Here is a 14571-nt window from a genome sequence, read left to right as displayed (position 1 = left end):
CGTCACCAGGAGCGACGGGCGTCTCACTTGGTACGCGGCGGTACCACGCGCTACGGTGGTACGCGTGAGTACCGAGCACCTCGACGTGGTCATCGTCGGCGCCGGGCTGTCCGGGATCGGGACGGCCTGCCACCTCGAGCGCGAGCTGCCCGACCACCGCTACGCGGTGCTCGAGGCGCGCGAGGACCTCGGCGGCACCTGGAGCCTCTTCCGGTACCCGGGCATCCGCTCCGACTCGGACATGCACACCCTGGGCTACCGGTTCCGTCCGTGGAGCAGCGCGACCGCGCTCGCGGACGGCCCGTCGATCCTGGAGTACGTCCGGGAGACGGCGCAGGAGTTCGGCGTCGACCGCAAGATCCGCTACGGGCACCGCGTGACGCGCGCGTCCTGGGACTCCGACACCCAGCGCTGGACCCTCGACATCCCCGGGCGGGCGCCGCTGACCTGCTCGTTCCTGCTCATGTGCTCCGGCTACTACCGCTACGACCGCGGCTACACCCCGGAGCTGCCGGGCATCGACCGCTTCGGCGGCACCGTGGTGCACCCGCAGCTGTGGGACCCCGAGCTCGACTACGCCGGCAAGCGCGTCGTGGTCATCGGCAGCGGCGCGACGGCCGTGACGCTCGTGCCCGCCATGCTCGACGGGGACGGCGCCGCCGCCCACGTCACGCAGCTGCAGCGCTCGCCCAGCTACGTCCTCTCGATCGGGCGCACCGACCCCGTCGCGGCGACCCTGTCCCGGTGGCTGCCCCGCGCGGTCGCCGACCCGCTGACGCGGGCGAAGAACATCGCCCAGATCATCGCGCTCTACCAGATCAGCCAGCGCTTCCCGCGGTTCGTGCGCGGCCTGCTGCGCAGGGCGACGCAGTCGTCGCTGCCGGAGGGCTACGACGTCGACACCCACTTCAACCCGCGGTACGACCCGTGGGACCAGCGCATGTGCATGGTCCCCGACGGGGACCTGTTCCGGGCGATCCGCCGCGGCGACGCCGAGGTCGTCACCGACACCATCGACACGTTCACCGAGACCGGCATCCGCCTGACCTCGGGGCGCGAGCTCGAGGCCGACATCGTCGTCACCGCGACCGGGCTGACGCTGCAGATGTTCGGCGGCGCCGAGGTCGTCGTCGACGGCGAGCCGGTGCACCTGCCCGACACCATGGCCTACAAGGGCATGATGCTCTCCGGCGTGCCCAACCTCGTGTACATGATCGGCTACACGAACGCCTCGTGGACCCTCAAGGTCGACCTCGTGGCCGAGTACGTCGTGCGGCTCCTGCGCCACCTGCGCGACCGCGGTCTGGGCGTCGCGGTCCCCGAGCGGGACCCGTCGGTCGAGGAGGCCCCGTTCCTCGATTTCGGCGCCGGCTACGTGCAGCGCTCGATCGACGAGCTGCCGAAGCAGGGCACGCGGGCGCCGTGGCGCCTGGCGATGAACTACGCGATCGACGCGGTGTCGCTGCGGCGCAGCCGGGTCGACGACGAGGCGATGCGGTTCGTGCCGGCGAGCGCCGCCCGGGTGGCCGCCGACGAGCGCGCGGCGGGCTGACACCCTCCGCCGAGGGCGACCGACCGCTCGGTATGGCTCCGCGTCCGCGTGGGTAGACCACGACCGAGGCGCTGCTCGACCGATCACCGACGGTGGCCGTCCGGGTCCGAAGCGTTCGGTCCGCTTGCCCTGGTCCGGCCGGCCCACGGGCTGCGGCCGGTCGCCGCCCGGTGCCCCGAGCGGTACGGCACACCACCCTTCGGACGGCGTACCGCGAGACTCTTTCGGACGCAATTTCGGGCGCGTCGCGCGCCGTCGTTGCTCCCGTCCGTTCAGCGCATGCCCCGGACTCCTCCCGGCCGTCGCGTCGTGCGTCGTCCGGACGCGAACTGTGGCGGTTCCGGCTGCGCTCCGTGAAGTCGTGCACGGCCGATCGGGCCAGGGGAGGCCGGATCGTCGTACTCGTGCAGGAAGGGTGAACGGTGCGTGTACGGTTCCGCGCGATCGTCCCGGAGGGGCCCTGGAACGGACGACGGCCGAGAAGGACGGTGGAGCGACCGCATGACCCGTGTCATGGACTACCTCCCGCGCGGGGACATGGTCGACGACGCGGCGTGGCAGCGGCGTCACCGCTTCCTGCTGATCGTGCTCCTCGTCGTCGCGCCCAGCCTCGCCGTCTTCGGGCTGGCGGTGGGGGCGAGCGGCCTGGTCACGGCGCTGATCGCGCTGATCCCCCTGGCCGCCGCGGCGGGCGGCTGGTTCGTCCCGGGCCGGCACGCGGGTTCGCTGGTCGTCACCGCGGGGCTCACCGCCTCGTGCGCCGGCCTCGTGATCCTCTCCGGCGGGTACATCGAGGCACACTTCTCGTTCTTCGTGATCATCGGTTTCCTGACCCTGTACCAGTACTGGGTCCCGTTCGTGTTCAACATCGTCTTCACGACGCTGTCGCACGGACTCGGCACGCTGCTCGTCCCGACGCTGATGTTCAACCACCACGCCGCGCAGCACTCGCCGTGGGTGTGGTCGCTGATCCACGGGTTCGCCGTGCTGCTCGCGTGCATCGGCGTCGCGATCTTCTGCAAGATCACCGAGGACGAGCAGCGCCGCCGCGGCGCGCTGACCAAGGAACTGCACGACGCCCGGGTGCGCCAGCAGGAGTTCACGTCGGAACTGCTGCTCAACCTCGCCCGGCGCAACCAGAGCATGTTCCACCGGCAGCTCGACATCATCAACGACCTCGAGGAGCGCGAGCGCGACCCTGACGCCCTCGCGGACCTCTTCCGCCTCGACCACCTCGCGACGCGCGTGCGCCGCAACGCCGAGAGCCTGCTCGTGCTCTCCGGCGAGCAGCCCGCGCGGGTGTGGTCGGCGCCGGTGGCCCTGCGCGACGTGGTGCGCGCCGGCGTCGCCGAGACCGAGGACCTCGACCGCGTCACGCTCGTCGTCGACGAGCGCCCGCGCATCGTCGGGAGCACGGTCGCCGACCTCACGCACATCATCGCCGAGCTGGTCGAGAACGCGGCGCGCTACTCGCCGCCGTCCGCGCCGGTGGTGATCCAGAGCCGCGCCTACCACCGCGCGCCGGGCGCCCACCTGCTCGTCATCGAGGACACCGGCATCGGCATGCCGCCCGCGGAGCTCACGGCGGCGAACGAGCTGCTCGCCGACCCGCAGGAGGTCGACGTGTCCGCCGCGGCCCGGCGGCTGGGCTTCCACGTGGTGTCGCGCCTCGCCGAGCGGCACGGGATCGAGGTGTCGCTGACCCCGACGCCCGGCTGCGGCCTGACCGCCGTGCTCATGCTGCCCGCGGCGCTCTTCGCCGAGACCACGCCGACCGCCCCCGGCGGCGGTGACCGGTCCTTCCAGCGCGTGCCCGCCTCCGCGGTGCCCGTGCCGCGTCGCGGGTCGGCGGACACCGGCGAGCACACCCCGGCGTACGGGAACGGCACGGGGAACGGGACCGGGGCCCTGCCTGCGCCGCCGGTCTCGGGCCCGATCCCGGTCGACGGCCGGCACGCCTGGCCGGGCCGGGACGACCCCGCCCGCCCGGACGGCGACCCCTTCGCCGACGACACCGGCGAGCGCCCCCGCCGTCCCGCCCACGCCGCGCCCGGGGCCGACGACGCGGACGACGCCGAGCCGGCGGCGATCCCCGGCCCGCTCGGCGCGGACGGGACCGGCCCCCACGGAACCGGGGCCCACGGGACGAGCCCGCACGGCACCGGCACGGACGGGACCGGCATGGACGGGACCGGCACGGACGGCGCGGACGCGGGTGCGGCGGCGGTCGTCGGGGCGGGCGATGCGCACGACACCGTCGAGGACGTCCCGGCGCCCGACGTCTCCGGTGCGATCCCCGCGGCCCGCCGCGGCCTGATCCACCCGATCGTCGTCCCGCCGCCCGCGGCGTCGGACGAGGGCGGCCCGGCCCCGACCCCGACCCCGACCTCGATCCCGACCCCGACTCCGGCGCCGGCTGCGGCCTCTGCCCCGGCCCCGACCTGGGGCGCCGCGCCCGAGGCGCCGACGCCGCGCCGGTCGGACGAGGACGCCCCGGCCGTCGTCGGCCCCCACGGGCTCGTCCTCGCCCGCCGCCGGCCCCAGACCCACCTGGCGCCCGAGCTCATCCGCCGCACGCCGTCGATCCCGGCGGCCACCGTGTCCCACGCCGCCCGGTCCGTCCCGCCCGTGGGCGGCAACGGACATGCCGGGCCCGGGGGCAACGGCCACGGCGGGCCGGTCGGCAACGCCCACGGCGGCAACGGCCGCGGCGACCGTGGCGCGATGGACGCGCTGTCGGCGTACCAGGCGAGCCGGGCCGCGGCGCGCTCGGCGATGGGCGGCGCGGACGGCGGCCGGCCGTCGGGTCCCGACCCCGACCACCACCCGCAGCGCGGGCGCACCCCCGGGAGGCAGACGTGAGCGCACCGACCGACAGCGGACTGGACTGGCTGCTCTCGGACTTCGCGAAGGGCACGCACGGGGTGCGCCACGTCCTCGTGGTGTCCGCCGACGGGCTCCGGCTCGCGGTCAGCGACGGCGTCGACCCGCACCTCGCCGACCAGCTGTGCGCCGCGGTGTCCGGGCTCGTCAGCCTGGCCCGGGGCACGGCGACGCTGCTCGACGCCGAGCCCGTCACGCAGACCATCGTCGAGATGGACGGCGGCTACCTGTTCGCGACGTCGATCAGCCTGGGCTCCACGCTGGCGGTGGTCACCGACCGCACCGCCGACATGGGCCTCGTCGGCTACGAGATGACCATGCTCGCCTCCCGCGTCGGGCACGCCCTCACCCCGGGCGTGCACCACGGACGCGGTGGCGCCGCGTCCGCACCGTGAGCGTGGACCGCCGCCAGCGACCGCAGACCGAGGGCGGACGGGTCGTCCCGAACTACGCGTTCACCGCCGGCCGGACCCGGTCGGTCGCCGGCACCGACATGCCCATCGAGGCCCTGGTCACCGCCACCGAGCTGGGACTCGCGAAGGCGCCCGGCATGCCGCCCGAGGCACGGGCGATCGTCGAGGCGAGCACCGTGCCGCAGTCGCTCGCCGAGATCGGCGCGCTGCTCGACGTCCCCGTCGGCGTCGCCCGGGTGCTGGTCAGCGACCTCGCCGCCGAGGACCACCTCGCGGTCCACCTGCCCCTCGTCGGGGCCGACGGCCGTCCCCGACGCGAACTCCTGGAGAGGCTGCTCGATGGTCTCCGCGCACGGTGAACGGGCGGTCGGCGGTGCCCCGCCCGCCGAGCACCGGAACCTGCTCCCGCTGAAGATCCTCGTGGCCGGCGGCTTCGGCGTCGGCAAGACGACCCTGGTCGGGGCGCTCTCGGAGGTGCCGCCGCTGTCGACCGAGCAGCGGATGACGAGCCTGTCCGACGGCGTCGACGACACGAGCATCGTGCCGGACAAGACGACCACGACCGTCGCCATGGACTTCGGCCGCGTGACGATCGACGACGCGCTCGTGCTCTACCTGTTCGGCACGCCCGGGCAGTCGCGCTTCTGGTTCATGTGGGACGAGCTCGCGCGCGGGGCGGTCGGTGCGGTCGTGCTCGTCGACCTGCGCCGCATCGACGACTGCTTCGCCGCGATCGACTACTTCGAGAACCGGGGCGTGCCGTTCGTCGTCGCCCTCAACGAGTTCCCGGGCACCCAGGGGGTCGACGACGACCTCGTCCGCGACGCGCTCGCGGTGCCCGAGGGCTGCCCGCTCGTCCACGTCGACGCCCGGGACGACGCGTCGTGCACCCGGGCGCTGATCACCCTCGTCGAGCACGCCCTGGCGCACAGCGGGTAGTCACCGCAGCGCCGCCGCCGGCCGGACCTCCCACAGCGTCCACAGCGGCCGGTAGCCGTGGCGGGGCCAGAACACCGACGAGACCGGGTTCGGCGGGTTGTAGTAGAGGTAGGTCCCGCGGGCCCCGGGCGGCTGGAGGACCGGCAGGGCGGCGGCGACGAGCGCGTGCCCCACGCCGCGGCCGCGCTGGCCGGGCAGCACCGAGGCGCAGTTGACGTAGCCCCAGCGCCCGGGGGGCAGCAGGCCGGCGAGCCAGCTGCCCGGCGTCGCGTCGGTGAGCCCGCACTCGAGCAGCCCGACCATCCGGCCGTCCCGCTCGGCCACGAAGATCGGCTCGCCGCGCGCCCAGCGCTCGCGCAGGGCGGCCCGCTTCACCGCCTCGGCGTCGGGGCGCAGCACGCTGCCGCCGACCATGCTCGAGTAGGCGATCTCGTGCATCGCCAGCTCGACGCAGCCCTCGAGGTCGTCCTCGCCGGCGGGCCGCACGTCGAGGCCCGGGTCGCGGTCGACCACACCGGCGAGCGGGCCGGGGCGGCGCACCGCGAGGACCGCGAGCGGCACGAGGCCGTGGTCGAGGAAGGCGCGGGCCGCGGCGACGTCGCGGCTGGGCCAGGTGACGACGGCGGCCGAGTCGGCGGCCGCCCGCACGCGCCCCGGCACGCGGGCCGGCCACTCCGCGAGCAGCCCGTCCGCGCCGCGGCGCCCGCTGCGGCCGAGGACGGGGTGCAGCTCGGTGACCTCGGCCGCCGACCACAGCAGGGGCGCGCTGCCCGCCGGCCAGCTGTGCTGGGTGACGACGCCCGCGGCCTCGCCGCCCGGTCCGTCGCCCACCACGATGACGTCGCCGGGCGGGGGCAGGACCGCCGGCGGCAGGTCGGCGTCGAGCTCGGCGAAGCGCGCCTGCTGGTCGCGCAGCAGCTCGGTGAGCACGACCTCGGGGGAGCGTCCCGACGGCGTCGCCCGCGACCGGCCGATCACGACACGGTCCCCGGTCGCCGGCAGCAGAAGATCGCCGTGCCGGGGAACAGGCGCCCCCGCAGCGGCGACCACTGGCCCCACACCTCGTCGAGGTCGTCGGGCCACTCCGGCTCCACCAGCCGCTCGAGCACCAGCCCGGCGCCGACGACGTCGGCCACCCGGTCGCCGAGGGTGCGGTGGTGCTCGACGTAGACCACGCGCCCGTCGTCGTCGACCTCGGCGTAGGGCGTGCGGTCGAAATAGGACTGCGAGACGGTCAGCCCGTCCGGGCCCGGGTCGTCGGGGAACATCCAGCGCATGGGGTGGTTCACCGCGAACACCCACGGCGCCCCGGGCCGCAGCACGCGGGCCACCTCCCGCATCACCGCGCCCGCGTCGGCCACGAACGGCACCGCGCCGAAGGCCGAGAACGCCGCGTCGACGGTGGCGTCGCCCAGCGGGATCGCGCCGGCGTCGGCCTGCACGAGGGGGACGCTCGTCCCGGTGCGGGCGTCGGCGGCCCGGGCGTGGGCGAGCATGCCCGCCGAGAGGTCGATCCCGACGACGCGGGCGCCGAACCCGGCGAGCCACCGCGAGCAGGACGCGGCCCCGCAGCCCACCTCGAGGACGCGGGCGCCCCGCAGGGCCGCCGGGTCGCCGAGCAGGCGGGCGTCCGCCTCCCGCAGGCGCTCGGGACACCAGACGAAGTCGTCGTCGCCGAGGAAGGCCCCGTGCTCGGCCTGGTAGTCGTCGGCGTCGGCGTCCCACCACGCCCGGCTGGCCGCGCTCGACTCCGCCGCCCCGACCGGCCGGCGCGCGATCCCGGCCGACCCGAGGAGCTGCTCGGCCGGCACGCGCCCGCCCTCGACCGAGGGTGGGGGAGGCGTCGGCACCGGGGCATCCTGACACGCCCGGACGCGGGGGCGACCTCCGATGCCCGGGCGCCACCCGATCACGACACGCCGAGCCCGCACCCTGCGACACGCCGAGGCGGAGCAGGGGGTGCCCCGATTGCCGGGCCGTGTCGGACGCGGTTACGATGAAGGTCCACGTCAGTGGTCTCGCCCTGTCCGCGTGCTCCTCGCCTGCGGGTGGGCGGACACCTCGTCTCCGGTCTCGTCCGCGGGTTCGCCGGTGCACGCGTCAGGACGACGGCTCACTTCCGTGGTGTCCCTGCACGCTCGATCTGACCATGTTCCCGGAGCCGTCCACCGTATGTCCATCGACACCCACACCGCCCCGACGACGACCAGCCCCCAGGTGGCTGTGAACGACATCGGGTCGGAAGAGGACTTCCTCGCCGCCATCGACCAGACGATCAAGTACTTCAACGATGGCGACATCGTCGAAGGCACCATCGTGAAGGTCGACCGGGACGAGGTCCTCCTCGACATCGGCTACAAGACCGAGGGCGTCATCCCCTCGCGTGAGCTCTCGATCAAGCACGATGTCGATCCCAACGAGGTCGTCGCCGTCGGCGACGAGGTCGAAGCCCTCGTCCTCCAGAAGGAGGACAAGGAGGGTCGACTGATCCTGTCCAAGAAGCGCGCCCAGTACGAGCGCGCCTGGGGCACGATCGAGCAGCTCAAGGACAACGACGAGCCCGTCAAGGGCACCGTCATCGAGGTCGTCAAGGGCGGCCTCATCCTCGACATCGGCCTGCGCGGCTTCCTCCCGGCCTCGCTGGTCGAGATGCGTCGCGTCCGCGACCTCCAGCCCTACGTGGGCAAGGAGATCGAGGCCAAGATCATCGAGCTGGACAAGAACCGCAACAACGTCGTCCTCTCCCGCCGCGCGTGGCTGGAGCAGACCCAGTCGGCGGTGCGCAGCGAGTTCCTCAACCAGCTCGCCAAGGGCCAGATCCGGTCCGGCCAGGTCTCGTCGATCGTCAACTTCGGTGCGTTCGTCGACCTCGGCGGTGTCGACGGTCTGGTGCACGTCTCCGAGCTGTCCTGGAAGCACATCGACCACCCGTCCGAGGTCGTCGAGGTGGGCCAGGAGGTCAAGGTCGAGGTCCTCGACGTCGACCTCGACCGCGAGCGGGTCTCGCTGTCGCTCAAGGCGACGCAGGAGGACCCCTGGCGTCAGTTCGCCCGCACTCACCAGATCGGCCAGATCGTGCCCGGCAAGGTCACGAAGCTGGTGCCGTTCGGTGCGTTCGTGCGCGTCGACGAGGGCATCGAGGGCCTGGTCCACATCTCGGAGCTGGCCGAGCGCCACGTCGAGGTGCCGGAGCAGGTCGTCCAGGTCGGCAACGACGTCATGGTCAAGGTCATCGACATCGACCTCGACCGTCGCCGCATCTCGCTCTCGCTCAAGCAGGCCAACGAGGGCATGACGCCGGAGACCGAGTTCGACCCGGCGCTCTACGGCATGGCGGCCGAGTACGACGACGCGGGCAACTACATCTACCCCGAGGGCTTCGACCCGGACACCGGCGAGTGGCGCGAGGGGTACGAGTCGCAGCGCGAGGAGTGGGAGCGGCAGTACCAGGCGGCGTACGCCCGGTACGAGCAGCACATCGCCCAGCTCCAGCGCACCCAGGAGCAGGAGGCGGAGGCGGCCGAGGCCGCGCCGGCCAACTACTCCTCGGGCGGCCCGTCCGCCGAGGGCGACCGCGACGACGACGACGCCTCGGACCCGGGCCAGGGCCCGCCGTCCCAGAGCGGCGGCGGCGCGCTGGCCAGCGACGCCCAGCTCGCGGCGCTGCGCGAGAAGCTGTCGGGCGGCTGATCACCCGGTAGCGAGGCTCGACCGACGGGCCCTCACCCCTCGCGGGGTGGGGGCCCGTCGTCGTGTGCGGGGTGGTGGCAGCGAACGTGGTGTTCGCTGCTTCTACGCGCGCGAACTCCCCGTTGATCGCCGGGCCGGTCCGGCGAGGGGCACGTCGCGCATGATCATTGGGCCGGCACAGCTGCCGGACGTACCGGTCGCCCGGCCGCCGCGCGCGATCGTGGTGGTGCGGAGCGAGGGGCCCGTTCGCTGCGTGAGAGGGCAGCGAAGGACGCCCTCGCTGCTCGCCGGAGGACCGGCGAGCGGCTCAGGCCGCGGCCGGCATCCCGGGCGTCGCGGGCGCCGGCTCGAACGCCGGGCGCAGGTGCCGCGAGCCCGCGAGGAAGCGCTCGACCAGCCCGCGGCGGGCGATGTGCGGCACCGCCAGCGCGGCCTCGACCTGCGGCAGCGTGCGGCACCAGACGAGTCCGGGGGCGCCGAGGCGGTGACGTCCGGCGGTGCGGCGCGAACGGAACACGCGCTTCTCCCTCGAGTCGTGTGGTGCGGGTGAGGCAGCACCGTAGCGTTGTGACTCGTGTGGCGCGAGTGACTCGCCGCGCGACTCTCGACCCCGGGTCGAGTGAATCCGATGGCCGGTGGGCAGACTGCGGGCGTGCTGAGGCTCGGGCTCACCGGCGGGATCGGGGCGGGGAAGTCGACGGTGGCGGAGACGCTCACCGAACTGGGCGCGGTGGTGATCGACGCCGACCGGATCGCCCGCGAGGTCGTCGAACCCGGCACCGACGGGCTGGCCGCGGTCGTCGCGGCGTTCGGGGAGGACGTCCTCGACGAGGACGGCGCCCTGGACCGGCCCGCGCTCGGGCGGATCGTCTTCGGCGACGACGCGAAGCGTCAGCAGCTCAACGGCATCCTGCACCCGCGCATCGGCGCCCGGACGGCGGAGATGGTGGCCGAGGCCCCCGACGACGCGGTGGTCGTCCACGACGTGCCGCTGCTGGTGGAGAACGGGATGGGCGCGGCGTTCGCGCTGGTCGTCGTGGTGGACGCCCCGGTCGACGTGCGGGTCGCGCGCCTGCAGGAGACCCGCGGCATGAGCGTCGAGGACGCCCGGGCCCGGATCGCCGCCCAGGCCGACGACGACGCCCGCCGTGCGGCCGCCGACGTGTGGCTGGAGAACGCCGGGGCCGCCGGCGCGCTGCGCGAGCAGGTCGAGCGGCTCTGGCACGAGCGCCTCGTGCCGTTCGCGCGCAACATCGAGCACGGCGAAGCGGCACCCGTCCCGACCGACGTCGTGGCCCCGGCCGACGACCGTGACGTCGTCGCGCAGCGCCTGGCCGCGCGGCTGGCCGTCGTCGGCGGGGAGCGGGTGCGCCGCGTCGAGCACGTCGGACCGGGCGCGATCCCGGGCCTGCCCGCCCCGGACGTCGTCGACCTGCTCGTCGTGGCCGACCGTCCCGGCGACGAGCTCGCCGAGGCCTTCCGGGCCGCGGGCTTCCCGCGCACCGGCCCCGGCCGCCACGGCTCCGCCGACCCCGCCCGCCCCGCCCGGGTCCTCGTGCTCGACGGGAAGAGCCGCCGCGAGGCGAAGCGGGCCACGGCGATCGTCGAGGCCCGCGACCGCGCCCGTCGGGACCCCGACCGCGTGGCCGCCGACCCCGCCGCCGTGCGCGCCGAGGTCGCCCTGCCCTGATCAGGACGGGCGGCTGTGCAACGCCCGGCTGACCTGCTCGGCGTCGAGGTCCTCCGGCGCGGCGGTCAGGCCCGGTCCAGCGACCCGAGGCCGAGCGAGTCGGTCCACGTTCCGAGGTCGTGGCGGGTGTCGACGAGCTCGCCGAGCACGCGGTGCACCGTGCTCATGGCCTCGTCGGCGTCCGCGGGCGCGAGGACGCCCCCGGCGACGGCGGCGGCGAAGTCGGCGTCGTGGACGACACGGGCCGGCCGCCCGGGGACGACCTCGAGGCCGAGCAGGAGGTCGGTGCAGCGCCACTGCGCGCCGTCGACGGCGATGCGCACGGCGCCGATCTCGGTGGTGGCCTCGGCGGCGTCGGTGTCGCGCGGCAGCCGCCGGCGCAGGCGCAGGCCGTGGTCGGCGACGTACCAACAGGTCTCGGCCAGCACGAACGGGTCCTCGGGGCTCAGCACCGTCGTCCGCAGGCCCCACGGGGTGACGCGCCATCGGTCGAGCGCCTGCTCGAGGACCTGGTCGGGCGCGAGGAGGTGGGTGCGGGTAGCCGTCTGGGTGTCGACGACCTCGACCAGCTGGCGGGAGACGACGGGGCTCACGGCGGAGGACCCTAGGACACCCGTCAGGGGGTATCGGCGGCGACCCCTACCCGAATAGCAAACCTGTCATTCACGCTGTGATGCGCATCACGTCCACGTCAGGGTGACGTCCTGCGGGGCCAGCCATCGCTCCAGGTCGTGGCCGTGCTCCGCGAGTCCGGCGAGGGTGCGGTGACTCGTCGTGAGCGCCCGTTCGGCGCGCTCGGGGTCGAGCAACCCGGCGGCGACGGCCTCGACGAGCTCGTCGAGGTCGAGCACCTCGGTGCGCTCGCCGGTGTGCACGACGAGGTCGACGTAGTGGTCCTCGGTCCACCACGTCGTCCCGTCGCGGGTGACGTCGACGATGTCGATGTAGTGGTCCTGCATCCGCTCCTCGCCGGGCTTCCAGGAGAAGTCGGTGACGCGGATGCCGAGTGCGGGCAGCAGCCACGAGCGCAGGTGCGTCAGCGTGGGGTGGTCGGGCATCGGGCGCGACACGTAGAGGCCGAACGTCTCCTCGCGGTAGACGTCGACCGCCCGCACGAACCCTTTGGGGTCGGTGTTGGTGCGGGCCGCGACGTCGAAGGTCTCGGTCTTCGGCGCGTGGATGCCCACGGGCCGTGACCCTAGTGCGCGCACGACGGCACCCGCCCCCGTGCGACACGGGAGCGGGTACCGGACGGCCGATCGGGGGTCAGGAGGGGTCCTTCTCCCCGGAGGCGACGGCCGGGTCCATCCACACGACCTCCCAGACGTGACCATCCGGGTCGGTGAACGAGCAGCCGTACATGAATCCGTGGTCCTGGGCCTCCTTCCACTCGCCCCCGCCGTGGGCGAGTGCGGCGGCCTTGAGCCGGTCGACCTCCTCGCGGCTGTCGGCGGAGAGGGCGAGGAGGACCTCGGTGGTCTTCTGGGCGTCGGCGATCTCGCCGACGACGAAGTCGCCGAAGCGCTCGGTCGTCTGGAGCATCGCGAAGACGTTCTGCTCGATGACGAGGCAGGCGGTGCTGTCGTCGCTGAACTGCTCGTTGACCGTGAAGCCGAGGGCGCCGAAGAAGGCGCGGCTGGTGGCGACGTCGGCGACGGGCAGGTTGACGAAGATCGATCGCACGGTGGTCTCCAGGGGTGTCGGGGCTGGTCAGGAGCGGGCGCGCACGAAGAAGGGGATGAGGGCGCCGACGGCGAGGTGGACCGCGACGAGGGCGACGCGGGTCGCGGTGGTGGCCTCCACCAGGAAGACCGGGATCATCGAGGCGGCCACGATCACCGTGGCGAGCACGGTCCAGATCGCCGTGCCGTACCGGGTGAGGCGCTCGAGCAGGGCGAGCACGGCCCAGCCGGCCAGGCCGAGGACCACGGTGACCTGCGTGGTGACCAGGGCGTCGATGCGGACCGTGCCCTGGCTGTCGGCGATCCAGTAGTCGGCGCCGGCGAGACGGCCGACGAGCCAGACCGCGAGCGCCACGACGAGCGTGGCGACGACGCCGAGCGTCCGCCGTCGGCGGCGGGCGGTCGCCCGGGCGCGGACGGGGGAGGCGCCGGCGTCGGTGGTGGCGGTCGGGGCCGGGGCGGTGAGCGACATGGTGACCTCCGTCGTCGGAGAAACTGTGTCCTAAGGACACTGTGTACGATAGACACAGAAGTCGCGACGAGGCAAGGACGGATCGGATGAGCAGCACGACCGGGACGGACCCGGCCGCGGGCCCCCTCCTGTGGCGGACTCCCGAGGAGCCGACGCGCGGTCCGCGCCGCGGGCTGACCCTCGACGAGGTCGCGTGGGCGGCGGTCCGGGTGGCGGACCGGGACGGGCTGGCCGGGCTGTCGATGCAGCGGGTGGCCGCCGAGGTGGGGCTGACGAAGATGGCGCTCTACCGCTACGTCGCGAACAAGGAGGAGCTCGAGGCCGTCATGATCGACGCGGCCGTCGAGGAGCCGCCGGGCGCGGACGCGCTGACCGGGACGTGGCGCGAGCAGGCCGAGGAGTTCGCACGGATGGTCTCCGACGTCTGGACGCGGCACCCGTGGCTGCCGTGGGTGACGGTCGGCGAGCGGGTGATGGGCCCGCGCGAGGTCGGCTGGGTCGAGGCGGCGGTGCGGGTCTTCGAGCCGCTCGGGCTGGCCCCCGACGAGCGGATGGACGCGGTGTCGATGCTGTTCGGGCACCTGCGCACCACCCTCGCGACCGCTTCCGCCGGCACCCGGCCGTGGACCGCCGACCCCGAGGGCGGCAGCACGATGCGCGACCTCGTCGCCGCCCACGCCGACCGCTACCCGGCGCTGACCGCGGTGATGGCCGACCCCGGCCGTCCGGTCGTCTCCCGGTGGGACTTCGGCCTGCGCTGCCTGCTCGACGGGTTCGCGGCCGCCGCGGAGCGCCGGGAGGCCTCGCGGTGAGCGCGACCCCGGCGGTGCTGCACCGCTACCTCGCCGCGCTCGACGCCGGCTCCGTCGACGACGTCCTGGCCTGCTTCGCCCCGGCCGGGGAGGTGGCGTCGCCGCTCTACGGGACGATGCCGGCCGCGCGGTTCTACCCGGACCTGTTCGCGGACTCCGCGCCGTCGAGCACCGAGCTGCGCCGCGTGTACGTCGACCCCGCCGACGACCGGGAGGTCGCGCTGGCCTTCCACTACGCGTGGGTGCTGGGCGACGGCACGCCCGCCCCGTTCGACGTCGTCGACCTGGTGACGCTCACCGACGACCGGGAGCGGATCGCCCGGCTGACCATCTGCTACGACACCGCGCCCCTGCGCAGCTCGTGGCAGCGGGTGGCGAACGGGGCCGGCTGAGACCGCTCCCGGCCCCGTTGTCGGGGGGCGCGGTTAACCTCGATCC

General features: G+C 74.3%; 16 protein-coding genes. 9 read left to right on the top strand and 7 right to left on the bottom strand.

Annotated features, from left to right (window positions below):
* Positions 1-64 precede the first annotated feature (64 nt).
* From PGB27_RS05840 to PGB27_RS05820, 5 genes are all read left to right on the top strand, one after another.
* Entirely contained in the window at positions 65-1552 is a 1488-nt protein-coding gene (locus PGB27_RS05840) for a flavin-containing monooxygenase (RefSeq protein ID WP_274199398.1), read from the top strand.
* Between the two features lie 501 nt (positions 1553-2053).
* On the top strand, positions 2054-4414 hold the full coding sequence (locus tag PGB27_RS05835) for a sensor histidine kinase (RefSeq protein WP_274199397.1): 2361 nt from the start codon (positions 2054-2056) through the stop codon (positions 4412-4414).
* A complete protein-coding gene (locus tag PGB27_RS05830) occupies positions 4411-4830 on the top strand; it encodes a roadblock/LC7 domain-containing protein (protein WP_274199396.1) in 420 nt (139 codons plus the stop codon). Before PGB27_RS05835 ends, PGB27_RS05830 begins: the two co-directional genes overlap by 4 nt.
* Positions 4827-5207: a DUF742 domain-containing protein gene (locus tag PGB27_RS05825; protein WP_274199395.1), complete on the top strand. Its 381-nt coding sequence runs from the start codon at positions 4827-4829 to the stop codon at positions 5205-5207. The genes PGB27_RS05830 and PGB27_RS05825 overlap by 4 nt, the downstream gene beginning before the upstream one ends.
* Entirely contained in the window at positions 5188-5787 is a 600-nt protein-coding gene (locus PGB27_RS05820; RefSeq protein ID WP_274199394.1) for a GTP-binding protein, read from the top strand. Before PGB27_RS05825 ends, PGB27_RS05820 begins: the two co-directional genes overlap by 20 nt.
* On the opposite strand, the gene PGB27_RS05815 is transcribed toward PGB27_RS05820, so the two are convergent.
* On the bottom strand, positions 5788-6765 hold the full coding sequence (locus PGB27_RS05815) for a GNAT family N-acetyltransferase (RefSeq protein WP_274199393.1): 978 nt from the start codon (positions 6763-6765) through the stop codon (positions 5788-5790).
* Positions 6762-7637, bottom strand: a complete 876-nt coding sequence (locus PGB27_RS05810) for a class I SAM-dependent methyltransferase (RefSeq protein ID WP_274199392.1) — start codon at positions 7635-7637, stop codon at positions 6762-6764. Before PGB27_RS05810 ends, PGB27_RS05815 begins: the two co-directional genes overlap by 4 nt.
* Positions 7638-7959: 322 nt before the next feature.
* Here PGB27_RS05810 and rpsA point away from each other — a divergent pair, with 322 nt between their 5' ends.
* Positions 7960-9477 carry a 30S ribosomal protein S1 gene (rpsA, locus tag PGB27_RS05805; protein WP_274199391.1) on the top strand — a complete coding sequence of 506 codons (1518 nt, stop codon included), beginning with the start codon at positions 7960-7962 and terminating at the stop codon, positions 9475-9477.
* Positions 9478-9784: 307 nt separating this feature from the next.
* On the opposite strand, the gene PGB27_RS05800 is transcribed toward rpsA, so the two are convergent.
* Positions 9785-9994, bottom strand: a complete 210-nt coding sequence (locus PGB27_RS05800) for a hypothetical protein (RefSeq protein WP_274199390.1) — start codon at positions 9992-9994, stop codon at positions 9785-9787.
* 135 nt (positions 9995-10129) lie between these two features.
* Here PGB27_RS05800 and coaE point away from each other — a divergent pair, with 135 nt between their 5' ends.
* Positions 10130-11167 (top strand): dephospho-CoA kinase, encoded by a 1038-nt coding sequence (gene coaE / locus PGB27_RS05795; protein WP_274199389.1) that lies wholly within the window; start codon positions 10130-10132, stop codon positions 11165-11167.
* Positions 11168-11232: 65 nt separating this feature from the next.
* Here the strand turns inward: coaE and PGB27_RS05790 are convergent, their stop codons facing one another.
* The 4 genes from PGB27_RS05790 to PGB27_RS05775 all read right to left on the bottom strand — a co-directional run bounded on the left by PGB27_RS05790 (position 11233) and on the right by PGB27_RS05775 (position 13321).
* Positions 11233-11760 carry a hypothetical protein gene (locus PGB27_RS05790; protein ID WP_274199388.1) on the bottom strand — a complete coding sequence of 176 codons (528 nt, stop codon included), beginning with the start codon at positions 11758-11760 and terminating at the stop codon, positions 11233-11235.
* 87 nt (positions 11761-11847) lie between these two features.
* On the bottom strand, positions 11848-12354 hold the full coding sequence (locus PGB27_RS05785) for a DUF402 domain-containing protein (protein WP_274199387.1): 507 nt from the start codon (positions 12352-12354) through the stop codon (positions 11848-11850).
* Between the two features lie 79 nt (positions 12355-12433).
* The gene (locus tag PGB27_RS05780) at positions 12434-12850 is read right to left on the bottom strand and encodes a VOC family protein (protein WP_274199386.1); all 417 of its coding nucleotides are present in this window, start codon (positions 12848-12850) and stop codon (positions 12434-12436) included.
* Positions 12851-12877: 27 nt separating this feature from the next.
* Entirely contained in the window at positions 12878-13321 is a 444-nt protein-coding gene (locus tag PGB27_RS05775; protein WP_274199385.1) for a DUF6069 family protein, read from the bottom strand.
* A gap of 86 nt (positions 13322-13407) precedes the next feature.
* Between PGB27_RS05775 and PGB27_RS05770 the strand changes: the two genes are divergently transcribed.
* Both PGB27_RS05770 and PGB27_RS05765 read left to right on the top strand, forming a co-directional pair.
* The gene (locus PGB27_RS05770) at positions 13408-14133 is read left to right on the top strand and encodes a TetR/AcrR family transcriptional regulator (RefSeq protein WP_274199384.1); all 726 of its coding nucleotides are present in this window, start codon (positions 13408-13410) and stop codon (positions 14131-14133) included.
* A complete protein-coding gene (locus PGB27_RS05765) occupies positions 14130-14525 on the top strand; it encodes a nuclear transport factor 2 family protein (RefSeq protein ID WP_274199383.1) in 396 nt (131 codons plus the stop codon). The genes PGB27_RS05770 and PGB27_RS05765 overlap by 4 nt, the downstream gene beginning before the upstream one ends.
* Positions 14526-14571: the final 46 nt, after the last annotated feature.

It is taken from the genome of Actinomycetospora lemnae (genome assembly GCF_028737315.1).
Classification (GTDB): Bacteria; Actinomycetota; Actinomycetes; order Mycobacteriales; family Pseudonocardiaceae; genus Actinomycetospora; species Actinomycetospora lemnae.
This window is presented reverse-complemented; position numbering and strand designations above follow the sequence as displayed.